The sequence below is a fragment of the Enterovibrio qingdaonensis genome, assembly GCF_028683135.1.
Taxonomy (GTDB): Bacteria; Pseudomonadota; Gammaproteobacteria; order Enterobacterales; family Vibrionaceae; genus Enterovibrio; species Enterovibrio qingdaonensis.
Window position 1 is genome coordinate 98,381 of sequence record NZ_JAJUBB010000016.1, and the last position, 18,696, is coordinate 117,076.

Annotated in this window: 15 protein-coding genes; 10 read left to right on the forward strand and 5 right to left on the reverse strand. The window is 46.2% G+C overall.

The annotated features are described in order from the left end of the window. Nucleotides 1-203 precede the first annotated feature (203 nt). The 10 genes from mak (at nt 204) to LRP49_RS18750 (ending at nt 11,627) form a co-directional block, all read left to right on the forward strand. Complete coding sequence (gene mak, locus LRP49_RS18705) at nt 204-1,103, forward strand: fructokinase (protein WP_274143918.1); 900 nt, start codon at nt 204-206, stop codon at nt 1,101-1,103. Nucleotides 1,104-1,257: 154 nt separating this feature from the next. Then, nucleotides 1,258-1,812, forward strand: a complete 555-nt coding sequence (locus LRP49_RS18710) for a response regulator (protein ID WP_274143919.1) — start codon at nt 1,258-1,260, stop codon at nt 1,810-1,812. 221 nt (nt 1,813-2,033) lie between these two features. Further along, entirely contained in the window at nt 2,034-2,609 is a 576-nt protein-coding gene (locus tag LRP49_RS18715; protein ID WP_274143920.1) for a chemotaxis protein CheW, read from the forward strand. A gap of 3 nt (nt 2,610-2,612) precedes the next feature. Beyond that, a complete protein-coding gene (locus tag LRP49_RS18720) occupies nt 2,613-4,769 on the forward strand; it encodes a CHASE3 domain-containing protein (RefSeq protein WP_274143921.1) in 2,157 nt (718 codons plus the stop codon). 16 nt (nt 4,770-4,785) lie between these two features. Next, nucleotides 4,786-5,658, forward strand: coding sequence for a CheR family methyltransferase (locus LRP49_RS18725; RefSeq protein ID WP_274143922.1), 873 nt, complete (start codon nt 4,786-4,788; stop codon nt 5,656-5,658). Nucleotides 5,659-5,666: 8 nt separating this feature from the next. Continuing rightward, complete coding sequence (locus LRP49_RS18730; RefSeq protein ID WP_274143924.1) at nt 5,667-7,202, forward strand: chemotaxis protein CheB; 1,536 nt, start codon at nt 5,667-5,669, stop codon at nt 7,200-7,202. Beyond that, complete coding sequence (locus LRP49_RS18735) at nt 7,199-8,968, forward strand: chemotaxis protein CheA (protein WP_274143926.1); 1,770 nt, start codon at nt 7,199-7,201, stop codon at nt 8,966-8,968. Before LRP49_RS18730 ends, LRP49_RS18735 begins: the two co-directional genes overlap by 4 nt. Before the next feature lie 53 nt (nt 8,969-9,021). Next, entirely contained in the window at nt 9,022-9,975 is a 954-nt protein-coding gene (locus LRP49_RS18740; RefSeq protein ID WP_274143927.1) for a hypothetical protein, read from the forward strand. 195 nt (nt 9,976-10,170) lie between these two features. Further along, nucleotides 10,171-11,115, forward strand: coding sequence for an SPFH domain-containing protein (locus tag LRP49_RS18745; protein ID WP_274143929.1), 945 nt, complete (start codon nt 10,171-10,173; stop codon nt 11,113-11,115). Nucleotides 11,116-11,117: 2 nt separating this feature from the next. Beyond that, complete coding sequence (locus LRP49_RS18750; RefSeq protein WP_274143931.1) at nt 11,118-11,627, forward strand: NfeD family protein; 510 nt, start codon at nt 11,118-11,120, stop codon at nt 11,625-11,627. 145 nt (nt 11,628-11,772) lie between these two features. On the opposite strand, the gene LRP49_RS18755 is transcribed toward LRP49_RS18750, so the two are convergent. The 5 genes from LRP49_RS18755 to LRP49_RS18775 all read right to left on the reverse strand — a co-directional run. Further along, entirely contained in the window at nt 11,773-12,864 is a 1,092-nt protein-coding gene (locus tag LRP49_RS18755) for a DUF6708 domain-containing protein (protein ID WP_274143933.1), read from the reverse strand. A 15-nt stretch (nt 12,865-12,879) separates the two neighbouring features. Then, a complete protein-coding gene (locus LRP49_RS18760; protein ID WP_274143934.1) occupies nt 12,880-13,980 on the reverse strand; it encodes a DUF6708 domain-containing protein in 1,101 nt (366 codons plus the stop codon). Nucleotides 13,981-13,982: 2 nt separating this feature from the next. Further along, nucleotides 13,983-17,270, reverse strand: a complete 3,288-nt coding sequence (locus tag LRP49_RS18765) for a toxin VasX (protein ID WP_274143936.1) — start codon at nt 17,268-17,270, stop codon at nt 13,983-13,985. Then, nucleotides 17,267-18,127 (reverse strand): DUF4123 domain-containing protein, encoded by an 861-nt coding sequence (locus tag LRP49_RS18770; RefSeq protein ID WP_274143938.1) that lies wholly within the window; start codon nt 18,125-18,127, stop codon nt 17,267-17,269. The genes LRP49_RS18765 and LRP49_RS18770 overlap by 4 nt, the downstream gene beginning before the upstream one ends. Nucleotides 18,128-18,134: 7 nt before the next feature. Then, nucleotides 18,135-18,696 (reverse strand): bacteriophage T4 gp5 trimerisation domain-containing protein (locus LRP49_RS18775; protein ID WP_420791625.1); only part of this gene is annotated, 562 nt, incomplete at its 5' end.

The window sequence follows — 18,696 nt, forward strand, 5'->3', positions numbered from 1 at the left end:
CATATAAAAATCCAGAGTCTCATTGCTGATTGTTTGGCGCGACATAATTAGAATTAGGCTATATCCACACTAGCTAAAGGTGCTCAAAACGCGTTTTCAGTGATGCTTTTTTTCAGGGTTAACGAGTACTGAAACGCAGCTTCTTCAGGTGGTTTGTGAACACAACTTTAATAACAATGCGCGTGAGTAATGCGGAGGTTTAAGTGAGAATTGGGATAGATCTTGGTGGTACGAAAATCGAGGCCGTTGTACTGACTGATAGCGGCGAGCAGGTATTTTGTGAACGTGTACCTACCCCTCAACATGACTATCAAGGAACCTTGAATGCCATTAAAGGACTGGTTGAACGCGCTGAAGAAGCAGTGGGTGAAACGTGCTCTGTTGGTTTAGGTATTCCGGGCACCTTGTCACCAGTGACGGGTTTTGTGAAAAATGCTAACTCAGTCTGGTTGAATGGCAAACCGCTGGATAAAGATCTAGAAGCTGTGCTTAACCGAGAAGTGCGTATTGCCAACGATGCAAACTGCCTTGCGGTATCAGAAGCCGTAGATGGTGCTGGAGCGGGAAAACACTTTGTGTTTGCAGTGATTATTGGTACGGGTTGCGGTGGTGGTGTCGCCATTGATAGCAAAGTGCACGCAGGCGGAAATGGTGTCGCAGGGGAGTGGGGTCATAATCCATTACCGTGGCAAAATGACAGCGACCGTCATCATGAGTCCAATACACCTTGTTACTGCGGTAAGCCTGGGTGCCTCGAGGTCTTTATTTCTGGCACGGGTTTTTGGAAAGATTTTGAGTTAAATGCAGGCCAAACATTGCGAGGCCAAGAAATTGTCGCGTTAGCAGAAAGTGGAAATGCCGATGCGGAAGCGTGTTTGCAGCGTTATGAAGATCGTTTGTCGCGCGCGTTGGCGTCATTGGTTAATACGGTTGATCCTGATGTCATTGTCCTCGGCGGTGGCATGTCCAATGTCGACCGTATCTATCAAAATGTGCCGAAGTTAATGTCAAAATGGGTGCTGGGCGGTGAATGCGCGACTCCCGTTGTTAAAGCAAAATACGGCGACTCTAGCGGTGTGCGCGGTGCCGCATGGCTTTGGTAATTGTTAGTTAAATAAAAGAGCACGGCGGCGTCCGTGCTCTCCTTCTCCTCCTTACTTCCTGTTCCGCTCTGCAACTCAAACTGATAAGAACTATATTCAATAATGTGTTTCATTTTTGAAACGCTTTTATTGTGTTCTCCCAGTAAGGGGTCTTATGAAAATCATTTTTGCAGATGACATGGCAGACATGCGCGAAAACATTCTTTCTTCTCTTAACGCAGTAGAAGAAGAATTTGGGCCATTTGAAATCCTCGGCGAGGCAAAAAATGGGCGTGAGCTAATAGATTTAGTCGATAAGTATCCTCACGTCGATCTTGTGTTAACTGACTTGAGAATGCCGACGATGGATGGCTTATCCGCATTGGTTTATCTCAAAGCGAACAACAAAATTAATAAAATTGTTGTTATTTCAAGTGAGAACATTGTGTCTATCAGTCAAGCAGAAAAGCTGCGCGTGGAAGCCGAGATTGAAGAAAAAATGGGGCTCTTGGATAAGATCGCGCATCGTGTGATTGATGACGAAGAGGTTGAAGGCAAGATTAACTCCATTCTCCTTGGGTGTGAAAAACTCCGTCTTGACCCAATTCAAGTCGCTGAATATTACGGTGCAAATGGGTATATGCGCAAACCCGTGTCACGCAGGAAAATGGGGAGCTTACTTGAGGCCCTCTCTACACAAAGCGGTTTTATCAACATTGGGCTGGTGTAATTCGCCTTCATCGGCGAGCACATGAGGCGTGATAGCCCCAAAGTTGCTTATTGATTGTTTTGACAATGAGACACGGTCGCCTAGTGTTTAATCGAGGTCATTCAAACATTATAAAAACCTTACGTTGGCTTGCAGAACAGATTTTGCGCTTATATATCAATGAATAATACTGATTGATAGCAGTTGTAAGTGCCTACTGATTACCTGATTAAGGTGTGCAAATGAGTATGGCAGCAGAGCACCAAACCAAATTTCAACCTCCTTCAAGCGCGTCAGCCTCTGAAGGGAGTGCAAGTAAAAGGTTTAATCAGAAAAACCTGATTTTCTCGCTCGACAACGAACAGTATGGCATTCCGTTATCTTCGGTAAAAGAAGTGATAGGAATGGTGAATGTGACGCCAATTCCCCACGTTCCTCTATTTTTCAAAGGACTGCTAAACCTTCGGGGGAAGATCATTTCAGTGATCGACTTACGATTAAAGCTTGGGCTGAAGGAAAAGCCTTACGAAGCAAAAAAGACGTCCATCATCATCAGTGATGTCAACGAGCTCACCATTGGTACGATTGTCGATGACGTCAATGAGGTGGTGGGGTTCAATGAAGAGCAAATAGAAAAAAACCTCGATATTTCAAACAGCATAAAGCGAGATTACATCGCAGGGGTTGCCAAAGGCCCGCATAACCTCGTGCTACTGCTTGACATTCATAGAGTGTTAGACCCCGATGAACTCGATCTCATCAATCAGCACGCAGTATTACCTCAAGAAGACACTAACAAAGAAAGCCAAGAGGGATAGGCCATGTTCGACACTCTCTCCTTACGCGCAAAAATCATCCTAGGTAATGCAATCAGCTTACTGTTTCTCATTACCATTGGCGTGATCAGTTATAAAAGTATCAATCAATTGAATGAGACGGATATGTGGGTTGACCATACTCACCGCGTTATTAATCAGGCACTTAAAATTGAAAGTGCCGCCGTTGATATGGAAACGGGTATGCGTGGCTACCTCCTTGCCGGGAGAGAACAGTTTCTTGAGCCCTATAAAAGCGGTAAACGGCACTTTGAGGAATTGGTCGGTGAATTAAAAACAACGGTCAGTGATAACCCATCACAAGTGGCATTGCTCGGGGAGATTGAATCAAACATCCAAGAGTGGCAAACCACAGTAATAGATGATTCCATTCTACTTCGCCGTGAAATTGGTGATGCAAAAACCATGAATGACATGGCGATGACGATCTCTGAGGCCAGAGGAAAGGAATACTTTGACCGCTTTCGTGGGCTTGTGGACACCTTTATTTTGCGGGAGCGCATTCTATTGGAACAAAGGGAGAGTGCCTTTTCAAATGCCACGAGCGTTGACGAGATCAGTCAAAGTGTTGATTGGGTATCGCACACCTACCAAGTGATTGAAAAGGCGTTACTGATTGAAGCCTCAGCACTGGATATGGAAACGGGCATGAGAGGTTTTCTTCTTGCTGGAAGAGATACATTTCTAGAGCCGTACAATGAAGGACGTCGCGTGATTAACACGCTAATTAGTGACCTAAAGGTCAAAGTGTCGGATAACCCTGAGCAAGTCGTGCTGTTGGGCGAGATCGATACGGTTATTTCTGATTGGCGTACTGACATTGCAGAGCCGCAAATAATGCTTCGCCGTGAAATTGGTAATGGAAAAACCATGGACGATATCGCGGATTTGGTAGCAGAAGCTAAAGGGAAGTTTTTCTTTGACACATTTCGAGGACAAATCGCGACGTTTATCGAGCGGGAAGAGGTATTAATGGCTGAGCGCCAAGCTAAGGCTGCTGCAACCGTTTCTGAAACCAACTACACCCTGATTTTTGGTGTGATTATCGCAGTTATTGTCGCCATTCCTACGACATTTATTCTTAGTAAATCCATTATGCGCCCCTTCCAGAAAATTTTTCGTGGACTCGAAACGTTTAGCTCTAAAGAACTCATGGAACTTAATGTCGCATTTAATGGCGTCGTGAAAAAAATGAGCCAAAGTGCCAACCGTGTTGCGACGGTATCGAACAGTATTGATAACGTGTCGCAGAACCTGTCCCAAATATCTAATCGACAAGCCAGTTCTGTTGAGGAAACGTCGGCGAGCACAGAAGAAATTTCGGGTATGGTACGAATAAACGTCCAAGCTGCCGAAGAATCCAGAGACCTGTCCAAGCAGGTTGGAGAGAAAATGTCGAAGCTTGATGAGGCAATGGATAAGATTTCGGAATCGAATCAAAAAATTGCTGAGCTCGTTAAAATCATTGGAGAAATCGGCGCAAAAACGGAAATCATTGATGAGATTGTGTTCCAAACCAAGCTTCTGTCTTTCAATGCCTCTGTTGAAGCGGAGCGGGCGGGTGAGCATGGCCGCGGCTTTGCGGTCGTTGCTCAAGAAGTGGGTAATCTTGCACAAATGAGTGGTAAGGCAGCAACGGACATCGCATCCATTGTTAGGCAGAGTATTTGTGAGGCAGAAGCCATCGCAAAAGAAAACACGACTCGTGTAGAAAAAGGCTCAACGATTGTTGCTGAAACGCGAATGCAATCAAATCAAGTCTTGGAAGGGACAACGCGAATTTCTGATGCGTCAAATGAACAAGCGCGAGGAATCCAGGAAATCAGTAATGCTGTCGAATCGATCAATAAGGCGACGCAGCATGCCGCATCCATCGCTGATCAAGCATCTGGCTCTAGTTCAGAACTCAGCAGCCAAGCGGAAGAACTTAATCGCATGGTAAATAATCTCAATAGTTTTTTGAAAGGGCATGACAAGGTATTGAGCGGCACAACCGATGCAAATGTAAGTAGTCATTTGCAAGAGGATTATGAGTGGCAATCTTATTCTGGCGTTCGCAAGCAGATTGAACAGCCGGTGGACATAGAGCATACCAGCTCAGAGGTAGATAAAGATAACAAAGTGGCTTGGAATCGCCTCTGATTTTGTGGGTACGGGTATGGATGAATACTTCGATTCTAAAATGCTGGAAAGCGAATTGTCAGCAACAGGCAATTCGCCAACATTGTCGTCTCAGGAGTTTACTTACTTTGCTGCCCTGATCTTTCGTCATGCAGGTATCAAGCTGGGTGCAGAAAAACGCAAAATGCTCGAAATTCGTTTGAGTAAGCGTTTAAGGGCACTGAACTTGACGAGTTTTGACGCTTACCTTCATGTGTTGCAACAAGATCCAAGTGGCACTGAGTTGGTTGAATTTACCAATGCGGTGACTACAAACAAAACTGAATTCTTTCGGGAGCAATACCATTTCGACTTCTTAGTTAAGGATATTTTGGCAAAGCGGCATCGTGAATCTGTGTTTATTTGGTCGGCCGCCTGTGCCAGCGGCGAAGAGCCCTATTCAATTGCAATGGTTTGTGAAGAAATACGCCGAGAAAGAATTAATTTTGACTACCGTATATTGTCGACGGACGTCGATACGCAGCGCTTAGCCATGAGCCAAGAAGGGACGTACGCTATAGATAAGTTAGGCGAAATTCCCCTTCGTTATCACGATAAGTACCTTTGTTTCCAAAACGCACGAACGGAGGATACCTTCCAGGTTGCTGAGCATGTTCGTAACTATGTGAAATTTCGCCAGCACAACTTGATTCATTACCCCGAAAAATACGGTATTCAATTTCACTACATCTTTTTACGAAATGTACTGTTCTATTTTGACCGAGAAACGAGTGAAAAGGTTGTCAGTTCTTTAGTAAGCCAGCTTCAACCCGGAGGGCTTTTCTTTGTCGGTTTGACAGAAACCCTTCAACACATGGATGTGGGAATTGAGCAAGTAGGTTCATCGGTCTACCAAAAAGTGGCGACATAGGGGCTGACATGCGTGAGATTCAGGTGAGCTCAGGAGAATGTCTATTTGCATATAAAAAAAATATGTGGATGCAAACCGTTGTTGGCACCTGTGTCACCGTGTGTATCTGGGATAAAGAAAACCACAGTGGTGGAATGTGCCATTACCGCTTACCTGTCGCGCCAGAATCAATTGCGCTGGGGGATAACGCCAATGATTATGGCTCTTGCGCAATCCCAAACCTGCTGAGAAAGTTCAAACATACCGCCTCAATACCACAAAACCTATGTGCGTGGGTATTGGGTGGTGGGCAAATCAATGACGGTGAATTTGCGCAAGCACAGCAGATTGGTGAGCGGAACATTGCTGTCGCGTTTGAACTCCTTGCTCATTATGGATTACCCATTTTTGGTGTGTCAGTGGGTGACAGGACCGGGCGACAAGTGAGGTTTAATCCGTTTACGGGTGATGTGGACTTTCGCTTGGTTGAAGACAGTGCCAATCACCCGCCGGCAAGAGGTGATATGCCTAAGCGAGGATACATCGCTGCGGTTGCAGGCAACGTTGCAACGAAAACCTGGATTGAGAATGCACTCTCTTCGAATTTTCAGGGTTTTGTTGAGTCCTTTGACGATTTTGAGGACGTCACTCAGCGGGCAAAAGTGAGTAAACCACGCGTGCTGATTATTGATTCAAAGCTTTTGCCTATCAAAAACAGAGGCGTGAATGCGCCGCTGGGTTTGCCTGCTGTTGTGGTGTCTGACACCTTGTCGTCTCTTCCTATTTCTGTCTATAAAAATCTTGAAGCTACGTTAGGGAACTACAGTTTTATTTCCTCGGCAGAAAGCCTGCCCAAAGTGTTGGAAACGGCTATTTCACTCACGCATCAACAACAGGCTGAACAAGACTTGGAGCAGAGCACGGCGGCAAACAACGTGCAGCACCGTCAGTGTCGTGACACCTTAATTTTTGTTGGCTCTTCAACAGGGGGCGTGGATGCGTTGGAAACCGTCCTCAAGGACTTACCTCAAACGATGCCGCCGATATTTATTGTGCAGCACATTCCTGAGGAGTATTCATCAACACTGGTTAAGCGACTAAATACTGTCAGTAAACTCACGGTAGTAGAGGCGGCGGATGGCGAAGTTGTAAAAGAGTCCATGGTGTATTTCGCGCCGGGGGGGCACCACATCAAAGTCGCGCAACTCGGCGACGAAACGTCCATTGTTCGTGTGACCCGAGATGCGCCCTTAAACAACTTTCGTCCATCGGTGGATTATCTCTTTCAATCCGCATTGAAAATCCAGAACAAGAAAATTGTCGCTGTCTTAATGACAGGCATGGGGAGTGATGGTGCTGGCGCACTTAAGTCCTTAAAAGACAAAGGTGCACTGACACTCATACAAGATGAAGCGAGCAGTGCTGTATTTGGGATGGCACGTGTAGCAAAGGAAATCGATGCGGTATGCCGAACTATTCCATTGATTGGGATAGCGCCTGCATTGGTCGAGGCTACCGGAACGTTATCGCTCGGACACTCTCGGGTAAATGAGGAAGAGTATTGACGCATAAACTGAGCGACAGAGAAGCATTCTCTGAGTTTATTAGTGAGTCGACACGGTCCTTAGTAGACCGAGGAGATACCTTAACGTTAGATAACATCGTTGAGGTATTAGAACTGCTTGCGGCTAACCCAGATGAGCGATGGAAAGGCGCGGCTCCCTACTATTGTGAGAGAGATGAAATACTTGTTGCGCACACAGAAGAAGTGATGCGGGTGCTCAACGAAGATAATGTCGAGGCAGATGAACGAATACTGTCTTTCATTCGCACATTATTCCAGATGATTGATACTAACGTCGATGAACGCCAAGGCCTATTAATGGGGGACCATGGCGAAAAAATCGAGCAGGTGATTACGCAGGTTCTGGCAGTGATAACGCTAGACAAAATGGGGATGGAGAACCTTTGTTGTGAAGATGCGTCGATATTCGATGACAACGTCCAAAAGGAATTGGATTACCTCATATCACTGGTAGAGCAGGAAGACGAAACAACGTCGGACCAACCTAAACGTAAAGGACTATCTTCGACGCGGTTATCGGCGACCAAACACGAAGATATAAAGAGCAAGTTTGAACCCACGACCCGCGTTAAATCTCACCTTCTTTCTCAGTTGATGAGTTATTCAGAAGAGTTAGTTCAGATAAGAAATACGCTTTTTGATATGGCTGAAAAGGATGAAAACCCCAGCCTGACCGAGCTTTCAAACAAACTGCTTTCTGTCTCTGACAACATCCTAAACGATTTACTTAAAACGCAAATGCGCCCCGTTGGAAACCTGCTGAACAAGTATCTCAGAATTGTGAGAGATCTTTCTCTGGAGCTAAATAAGAAAGTCGATGTGGAAATTATTGGTGAGAACATCGAACTAGACAGCAATGTGATTGATGCCATCAACGAACCGTTGACACACTTGGTTCGAAACTCACTCGATCACGGATTCGAAACGCAAGAAACGCGTGCGGCGAAAGGGAAATCAATGGTCGGTAGATTATTGATTCACGCCTACAACGAATCGGGAAAAGTGGTGATTAGTGTCAGTGATGACGGTAAAGGCATTGATATTGAAAAAGTGCGTGCTAAAGCGATTTCTAACAATGTAATCACGCCAGAAACTGCGCGTACCTTGTCAGATAAGGAAGTGCTTGAGCTGATCTTCCACTCTGGACTTTCAACATCAGAGAACGTGAATGCCGTTTCGGGGCGGGGTGTTGGCATGGATGCCGTGAAACGAAAGGTGGAAGAGATCAAAGGTTCTATCGACGTTTTTTCTCAAAAAGGCGTCGGAACAGAAATCGCGATGATTTTTCCCCTCACGATGGCGACATTGAAAGTGGCCTTGTTCGATATTCGAGGGGTTACCTATGCTATTCCTTCCGCGGATATCGCCAGCATTATTGGGTTACATTGTAATGAAGAAAACGTCTCCGTCCGGTTTGATAGCGACCATGCGTTACTTTACCGAAATGATGATGTGATTCCTCTCATCGACCCTACAGAGTATTTGGGTGACCTTGCTGGCGATAGGTCTTTGGAAAGGGCGTATCGAGCCGGTGAACGGATCAGCATTGTGAACTTTAGGCACCGAGGACAAGAATGGGGCTTGCCCGTCGATGAAGTTAAAGCGTTTATCGATATTGTGATTAAACCGCTGGATAAAAGCATGAACGGGAACGAAGTGTTTTCAGGTGCAGCCGTTCTGGGTAACGGCGAGTTGGCGTTAGTGATCAATTTGAAAAAAGTGATTCAGCTTTCCCGTTTGAGTTAGTTGGTGGGTCGGGAAATTACTTCTTTCTGCTTATAAATGGACGGATTAGAACAATGAAACTATTTGGCCGATTTATATTAGATGCAGGTTTAATTTCTGCAAAGGATCTTGCTGACGCCATGGTAGAGCAGGTAAGCCAAACGCCGCAGAGTGTAGAGATTATTTATCAAAAAGGCCTGATTTCACCAGAGCAGGTACTCGACATTATTTCGCTTCAAAATGACGAGCATTTGGACTTTAGAACGGCATGTATTCGGCTGGAGATTTGGCGTACCGACTTCATCGATATCATCAATGAAGAAGTGGCGAAGCGTCGTTTGACGCTCGGGCAGCTATTGGTTGATAAAGAGCTTGTCGAGCCCAACAAACTGCTTTCTGTATTGAAACAATTTCATGTCTATCGCGCAGAAAATAACAACGATTTTGCCCTGTTTTCAGATAACACCTTGTTAGATCTCAACGAAGAAAATAATAACAGTAACGAGCTAGACGAGAGTTTTTCGCCTGACTTTTCGCAAGTGAAAATCAACAATGTTGTGGATTATCTGGATCTGTTTTCCGAAGAGAAAGAGATTGAATTAGAGATGAAAATTCTCGCCATCGAGTCGTTAGGAAAAGCAAATCAAGATGTGAACCCAGAAGAATTGCTCGATCAGTTTTTCACTGAATATCACTCACTGAAAGGGACGGCGAGAGGCATTGGGGCGATACTGACGGAAAACCTCATTCATGAGTCAGAAGATTTACTCACCTTTTACAAACGTTTCCTGCATAAAGTCGAAAGCTCGGATTTCGTTGCTTTAGCCGCAACTAACTTGAAGGTGCTGGATGTGCTGAGCCATCTGCGAAATGAAATGATAGATACCAGTACGGAAGAGAGCTTTTGGCGCAAGCCCGAGCTAAAAGAAAAGTACCTGCGCGCCCTGCATGACACAAAACGCTTATTTACAGAATTAGAAAGCCGAGGGTACCAAGTCGATTTGGAAGATGTCAGAGACATGTTCTGACGCACTTTCCTATCCGCGAACCATCATATATGTGCTGTATTCTAGTGATAATCGGGCATAGCCGCGCATAGCCGCGCTTAATCTTGCTAGTTATTTAACCAAATTTGTCGATCGACTCCTTGTTTCCACATGCTGTTCACCGAATGTTTTATCAAATTGGTTATGCTGGCGTTTTTAGGCTGAGGGTTAAATTAAATGGAAGTGTTAGATTTACTCGCGAACGTGCTTAACGCGTGGATTATTCTCGCAGTACTTGTGGTTGTTTTTCTCAAGGGTGCGGTTAAGTTCGTTCCTCAAAACACAGCTTATGTCATCGAAAGATTTGGTAAGTACAATAAAACCATGGAAGCGGGTTTGAACTTCCTCGTGCCTTTCATCGATCGTGTGGCATATATTCATACATTAAAAGAACAAGCATTCGATGTTCCCTCTCAGTCTGCAATCACTCGCGACAACATTTCGCTGGTGGTTGATGGCGTACTCTACATCAAGGTGCTTGACCCTGTTAAAGCCAGCTACGGTGTAGATGCCTATGTGTTTTCCGTTACCCAGTTGGCGCAAACTTCAATGCGTTCTGAGATTGGCCGAATGGAGTTGGATAAGACCTTTGAAGAGCGTGAAAACCTGAACACGGCCATTGTGTCTGCAATCAACGAAGCGGCAGCCCCATGGGGTGTGCAGGTGATGCGTTACGAGATTAAAGACATTGATCCGCCACGTTCAGTGCTGGATGCCATGGAACGCCAAATGAAGGCTGAACGTGAAAAACGTGCTGTTATTCTAGAATCAGAAGGTGCGCGTCAATCGGAAATCAACGTTGCTGAAGGTAAAAAGCAAGCACGAGTTCTCGCTGCAGAAGCTGAAAAATCAGAACAAATCCTGAAAGCGGAAGGTGAAGCGCAAGCGATCCTTGCCGTTGCACAAGCACAAGCAGAAGCTCTGGAAGTGGTTGGTCGCACTGCGGCGACAGAAGAAGGCCAAAAAGCGATTCAGTTGGATTTGGCGGATAAAGCCATTGAAGCGAAAAAGGCAATTGCTAAAGAGTCTTCCGTTGTTTTGCTGCCTGATAGCCAATCAAATGCAGCCAGCCTGGTCGCAGAGTCGATGAGCATCATCAACGCGTTAAACGCAAGGAAGTAATAATGAACGTGCTGGACTATTTTCAATCCAATCTAGCAGAAGCCACCATTATTGTGGGCATGATACTGCTGATTGTAGAGATTTGGTTGTTTGGTCTTTCCACGATTATTTTGCTCGCGCTTGGCATTGCAGCAATTATCACTGGCGGTCTTGTTTGGTTTGGCGTGCTCTCTGAAACCATGACGACAGTCATTACTGGTTCGGGGGTTGGTGCCGGTGTACTCACCTTGATCCTATGGGGACCAATGAAACGTGCCCAAGTGATCACAAAACGCGATTACAACATTCACAGTGATTTGATGGGATTAGAGTTTACGCTTGAATCCACGTTGGATATCCAAACGCCTACAATAGTGCGCTATTCGGGTGTGAGCTGGAAACTTGTATTGTCCAATAAGTGCCGAGACGCTGTGCTTGAACCCGGATCAACGGTGAAAGTTGTCGGGGTTGATGTGGGGAAGTTCTTTGTTGAGCCAAAGCCTCAAGATTCAGCGGCAGAAACAGCAAAGTAATTCTTAGAAATATTTATATGAAAGAACGCCTGATTCAATATCAGGCGTTTTTATTTGTGGGGGTAATTACTTGGCGTATATGGGCTTTTCCTACCCAACCGTTCCAACTTATAATCCGCCAGTTTTAGTCTTATTTCTTTCTGTTCTAATGTTTGGTTTGAAGAAAGTTCGTCAAATTTCCACCTGCTTCATAGTGTTTTTTAATGGCAGTTCGTTGGGTTAATAATGCTTCACTGGGTTGTTGCCACTCATTTTTTGGTAGGGGCTGTGACCACTCATTAATATTTTCTGGTAACGGCTTTTTATTTAAACTGTCCGTCCACTCAGAAACTAGGTAGGGGATCTTCCAGCAAGAAAGAATATGATAGAAGTAATAGCAGAATAAGGTGAAATACGAATCCGCTGGGTCAGTGAATTTGAAAGAAAGCCACTTTCTCGGGCCCTTTTTGAATTTAGCCCAAATACGCTCTCGCTCTGCATCAAACATTGCGCGGTCTTCTTTGATAAACGGTAGCGATCTGGGCCAGTTTTTTTGAGGCTCATCCATGTAAGAGCGCATGGTTTCCCATTTCCTTTGTGCCTCACCAACAGAGTAAACGGGTTGGCGTAAAAGCCAGTAATCTTTACCGTCAGGTGTTGGGATCGCCATGCCAAAGGTATAGGTTGTCATGACGTTGGTGCCCGTTGTACCTCTTGATAAGGCAACCCAAGAAACAATCTGCTCCCAAGGTGCTATCACAGGGGTTGTTCTGCCATCAGGGTAGTAGCATATTTCTCGGCGTTGTCGATGAAAGCGAATGGGCCGTTGGCGCGCATATTCGAACGACGTTTTGATGATGACGAACCAAACGATTCCGGCAAGTAGCAAATAAACAATAGATATGCCGAATACTATTTCGTTGAAAGCTCTTAAAAATGCATCTAGAAAAGGCCCGCCATAAAAAAATCCAGCATGAGTGAGAATCAGAAGCGCAACGAAACTGACAGCATTGATTGACACGAGCCCAAATTGGACTTGAAATGCTTTCCCTTGGCAGCGAACACCAATGTCCATATAAGCATCATTGACTTCGAGTATTTCTGAAGAGGGCACCGTGTCTTCGCTTTTCAAGTGGTAGGCAGGCATGGGCTTTGGTGAGAAAAAGACGGCTTCACCTGCTAAAAATTTTCTTCGTTCGCCCGCGCAAGGTTCTTTTTGCGTTAAGTCGAGTTCTTGGTTTTTCTTTTTTCTGAACATGGTTATGAGGTCTTCCTACCCAACCTTTCTAAAATCCATGATGCCGCCACCCGCCTCGTAGTGTTTTTCAATGGCAGTGCGTTCTTTCAGCAACGCCTCACTTGGTTTGGCCCATTTGTTCTCAGGTATAGGCGTTGACCAGTCTGCCACTTCTTGTGGCAGTTCCACTTTCGAGAGGCTGTCTGTCCATTCAGAGACCAAATAAGGCAGCTTCCAGCCGCTCAATATATGGTACGTGTAATAGAAAAACATTGAGGCGTAAGAGACCCAAGGCATATCTGAATTGAGGATGAACCAGCATCTCGGCCCTTTTTTGAACTTCTCCCACATTTCACGGCGGTTTTTATCAAACAAGGCGCGGTCTTCTTTTTCAAAGGGGCTTGGGGTTGGGCGACGTGCTGGCGGTTCATCCATGTACATGCGCATGGTTTCCCACATGCGTTGGCCGTCGGTCACCGTGGCAATCGGTCGGCGCAGTATCCAGTAATCCTTGCCATCAGGCGTAGGGATGGCCAACCCAAACGTAAAATGTGTCACCATGCTGTTGCCTGTGGTGCCGCGGTTCGTAGCTACCCAGCACACCACCTCTTCCCACGAGGCAATGATGGGCTTCTTTTCTTTGTCGGAGTAATAGCATATTTCCCGACGTTCGCGGTTTAAGCGGATAGGACGTTGGCGGGCAAACTCCAGGGAGCTGCTGATAATGACGTACCAGCAAATGCCTATTAGAAAGGCAAAGATAAAAGCTAGGGGTATAGCAAGCTGATCAAATACTGCCCGAAATGATGCTTCGACAGAGCCGTAAATAGAAGCATCCCTAAACCCAAAGATGATGGCCAATACCAACATAACAATGGCAGCAAAGCCTATCACAGTATTGACCAACTGCACTTGCCAGGCTTTACCCTGACATCGCTGACCGATATCCATGTAAGTGTCATTAATGGCCAGTATTTCGGGTGAGGTCACCACTGTTTCTTTGGCAATTTTTGCCGAAGGAAGGGGCTTAGGTGAGAAAAATACCGCTTCGCCAGCAAAAAAATTGCGGGTATCCCCCGCTTTGGGCGTAAGCTCCGTCAGGTCGATGTCCTGATTTTTCTTTTTTTTCCAAAACATGGTTATGAGGTCTTCCAGATGATGTGTTGGGTGGTCAGTGGGGCTAGTTCACTGGCCGAGGTATTTCTGGCTTTCAGCAGGGTTACTTCACTGAGGCGGCCGACACGGGTGAAGCTTTCTGCCTGAAAACGCAGTAAGTCTCTCTCGGGTGCCTCCAGCATGGGGAAGTAATGCAGTTCAATACCAATGCCATGCTCGGCGTTGATTTCAGGGCTATACAGTGGTAGTGCTATCTGCAGCGGCTCAGTAGCATCGCTTAAACACACCCATTGCTGAGCTAGTGCTTGCGTCCATGGTTTCCAGTCGTTGTTGCGGGTACTGCTTTTCCAATAGGCGGCAAGCTCCACGCCGGCTTGATCCAGTGACCCCCGCGTTAGCCCTGGTAGGCTTAATATAAGTGCTTTTCCCTTGCCGAACTCACGGATTTCTGCCGCGGGCTTGGTCGAAATTCTTGCCAGTTGCAGGTTGCTTTCTTCGAGTGTCCGTGAAGACCGCGCTTTACCCCACTGACTGTTTTCAAACCAGGCCAAATAGCTCGAAAGGTGGGTGCGGTTATACCATACCGTGCTGGCAAGTTGGAGGGCAGAGATAGCAATGCCAACAAGGGTTAAGCGAATGGTCATCGAGACCAGTTGAGAGCCGTTCTTTAACCATATAGTGGCCCGCGCTGCTTTGTCTGCTTTAAGCACAGTGAAGCCGACTTGAGCACTGCGAATTAGCCCCGCGCTATTCACTGCGACCAATCCGCCTTCCGCGACACCAGCGATTAACGCCTTAGTGTCGCCGTTTCGCCATGCCATGATCGCTTCAGATGCTTTTAGACCTGAGCTAATAACACCGAAAGCATACGCTGATGCCCCCAAGATTGTGGTGTACTTTCCAAGGTTTACTCCATAAGTCAGTTTACTGCTATTACTACTCACCAGCTTGATGGCAGCCATATCGGTTGCTGCCTTGACACCTTGTACTAGACCGGCAATACCACTGAGTACGCCTGAAATTTCAGCTAACTCTTTAAGGAAGCCTTTTCCCATTGCTTTCTGAGCATTATGAATGGAAAAAATGACCAAGACTAAGGACAGAAAATCCCATTTTCCGGCGTTGATGCGTATGCTGTATTTACCCAATTTTGTTGACGCATCCTTCAATGACTGTAAGTCCCGCGCCATGAGCTTCATGTCGGCATGCATCTCGGGCGATAAGCCCCTGATGTAGTAGCCAACTTTTTCTGGGCCCTCTCCGAGTGGCGAGATGGCCTCCGCCAGCTTGGTTTCCATGGTCAGCAGTTTTGATTGGTTATGTTTGAAAGACTGACGCAGCTCAGTCACCGACGAAGATTGGTTAATGGAACGCCCTTGTCGGCGTAAAGTCGCGAGTGTTTGTCGGATCTTGTGTTTGAGTTCTAGGTTTTCTGCTCGCAGTGCAACAGCTTTGTCGCGAAGCAGCTCAAACGCACTAAATTCAGCTTTATTGGCAAGACCAATAGATAGACCCTGTATGTTGTAAGCCTTCAACATATTCAGCCAGGCGCTACCAGGGAGGTCTCTAAAGACCTTACTTGGGTCAAACTGTTTGTTGGCGTTGGTGTCGTCTAGAAATTCTGACGTGACTTTTGCGAGTGCCAACGTATTGGCTTGTGCATAACTGGCGTCTATCAGAGAGTCAAACGCACGCAGACTATCATCTATTCGGGTGAGCGCTGCCCCCCAAGAAGCACCATTAAACTCCCTTGCGAGCAGGCCATTCAACTCTGCGTTGATGGCGTTGATTTCAGCCAAACTGTTTTCAGCAGAGGCAAGATCATGCAGTTGCTTTATCTTCTTGAGTATTTCCTCGGTGATTTTGACATAATTCTCCGCTGGTAAGGTAAATATCCCTTTGATACTGATCCATGGCATTTTATGCAGCTGGCCGGCGACCAGTTCACTGGCTGCTTCGCTCCAGCAGACGTCCTGAATGCAGGAGTATTCAGCCGCCAGTAAGTTTTGTAGGCTCTCGACATTGCTGGCATCAAAGTACCAGGCCGCCGGATAAAAGCGGGTAAAAAGGGCAACCCTATCATCGTTGATGTTTTCAAGGAGCACCTGCCAATGGTCCAGCTTTTCGCGCTCCTCTTTCAAAAAAGCGTTCATCTCCTCTTCATTGATGAGGTCTAAAAGCCCAGGCGTACCTGCGTTAGAGTCCCAGAACTTAAAGGCATTCACCCCTCGTGTTTGTCGTTGGTATTGGTCTTCAATATCGTCAATGAGCTCTTTGTATTTATCCCAAAGGCCTTCACTGAGTTCTTCTTTCAGCCTGATTTTTTTGTAGGCTCTAAGTTGAGGGTGATCACTGCCGGGATCTTTCTGAAATTCAATCCATTCAACCACGGCTTGTTTTTGTCTATCATTGAGTTCGTTGACAAAACCAGGGTCTCCTACGGCAACGGCGAGTTGATCAACTTGTTCGGGAGAAAGAGTGATTTGCGACTCGATATAGCAACCTTCTATAAACCGCTGATAGTTTTTTTCATCTGAGGTCCACGTTTCGAGAGAAGTTGCCACTAATGCTTGATATGACGCAAGGTCTCTGAGAATACCGATATCATCGTTAAGGACGAGGTAGAAGTGATCATTTTTGTATTGAGGTAATACCTTGGCACTTAATGCAGCAAAATCGGTTTGCTTATACAGCGGCTTGTGTTCCCATTCATAGTCCTCATAATCCAACGCAGAGGGCTGTGCGTTTGGCACCGTTGTTTCTGCACATTCGGCAATGACTGATGCCGCTTGTTCTGAAGTTAGCAAGTTGTCGCCGCCGGTCAGAGGATTCGCGCCTGAGACGGTAACTCGTTGCATGAACCGCTTTCTGTCTGCATCACTTTTAATGACTTGAGAGCATTTTTTCGCAGTCCACTGCACTTCGGCGTAGCAAGCGTACAATGTGTCAGCTTTTTTGAAGACCAGATTGGCGTCACCGACGGCTGTTGTCCTTACGTCGTTATCAACTTCCCCGTCCTGCCACAACAAGGTGGTGATTTGTCCTCCTTCAATGCGGTATTCATGAAGCAGCCAAGTGTTACTTTGTTTTACCAACATATATAGCCAGCCGTCTCGCAGCAAACGCACGCCTACTGGCTTTGATTTTGTTTCAAAAGGAGCGGGAACAGTTCCTTTAGCGGCGAGTGCTTCTACAAGTCCGAATCTCACTGGAATGAGCTGAACTTTATCGAGCTTTAACGAACACACTCCCGTCGGGCTTTGCGCATCTTTAGTATCACCACATTGGGCATCTTGTACTGGGGAGGTCAAAGTGTGTGCTCCTGAGTCGAGGTTGCGTAACGTTCAGCCAGCAAAGCGGCTTTTTCTATGCGTTGAGAAGGCGTTTGGGCTGAAGGGGCGTTTACCAGCTGATATAGCTCGGGGTAAGCCTCTTCAGTTAGTGCTTTTTCACCAAGAAACCCCAGCACGGTGAAATACTGCAAAAGGTCTCGCTCTGAGGAAAAACCCTTTTGGTAAGCGCGAGAGGCTTGCTCTCTTACCCAGTGATTATCTGTTTGAGGGAGAGAGTGGTTGAACCATTTTGTGATGTGTTTTTCTATCTTCTCTAGCGAGTTTCGCCAACTGATTTGACCAAGCTGTGCCCACTGTTTGTCTGTGAACGTTATTGGTTGCTGCGGTGAGGAAGAAAGAGTGCTGGGTTTGTTTTTGGTTTTCCAACCGTCGCGGGTAGGTAGCCAAACTTGTTCAATGTTATGCCAAAGTGCGGGGCTCTCATCATCAAACAGTACCCAGGCAGCTTCAGCATGTGCCATTTTGTAGAACACCGAACTTCCGTAGGGTGTTTTCACTTGAATGACCCCGCGCATGGTCTCCGCCACGTCCTCTAGGTTTGCAAAAGAAGAAAAAAAGTACCCTTGGTTCGCGTTGGCATTTTTTCTGAACCAATCAACGAGATTCCATGTTGCGACAACGACACAGGGTGACACTTCTTTGAGTTCGCTCCACGGAGAATTGAAATAAATCGGCTCGTACTTTGGGTTCCCTTCAACCTGATACAGAAGTGTTTCCACGTTCGGAATTTGAGTGCCATCGAGTATGAGATAAAGGTGCATGTCACCGTGCAGATCCATGTCTGGAAATGGCTTGGGTAAGACTGTTTCTGACATGACAAATTTACCTCGATTCTTCACACTGTTCGCATACCGGATCAGACGTTTTAAGTGCCGCAATCTGACGGGATTTAAGAAGCGGTGACATTGAAACCTCTGTCGCTTCTAGTTTGTTGAGTTGAATGTCATCCGGTGCTACTTCGGTATTTACCCCCAATGGCAACATCGGCATTTCTCCCCCAAACCCCGATCCAGACCCTGCACTGCCACCTGAATTGATATTGACGACAGAACCGACAATATGCACCCCAGCAGGGTCGATTTTCACAAAGTTACCACCGACTTTGAGAGTGACTTCTGTGTAAGCCTCAAGCACGGATTTGTGCCCACTTTTAAGGTGTATTTCGCTGCCTGCTTCGTTAAGCAATCCATTGTCCGCTTTTACGTGTAACGTACTGTCTGTAATGATGGTTTTGTCATTTTTAACGTGTTGGTGTTGGTTACCCTCTACCGTCAAATGATCATCCACCCGAATGCGCTGAAAACGTTCATTCTCAACATCCAAATGCAGGTCATGTTTGATGTGGTCTTTGCGGTCGTTTTGTACCAGCAAGTTCATGTCCTTT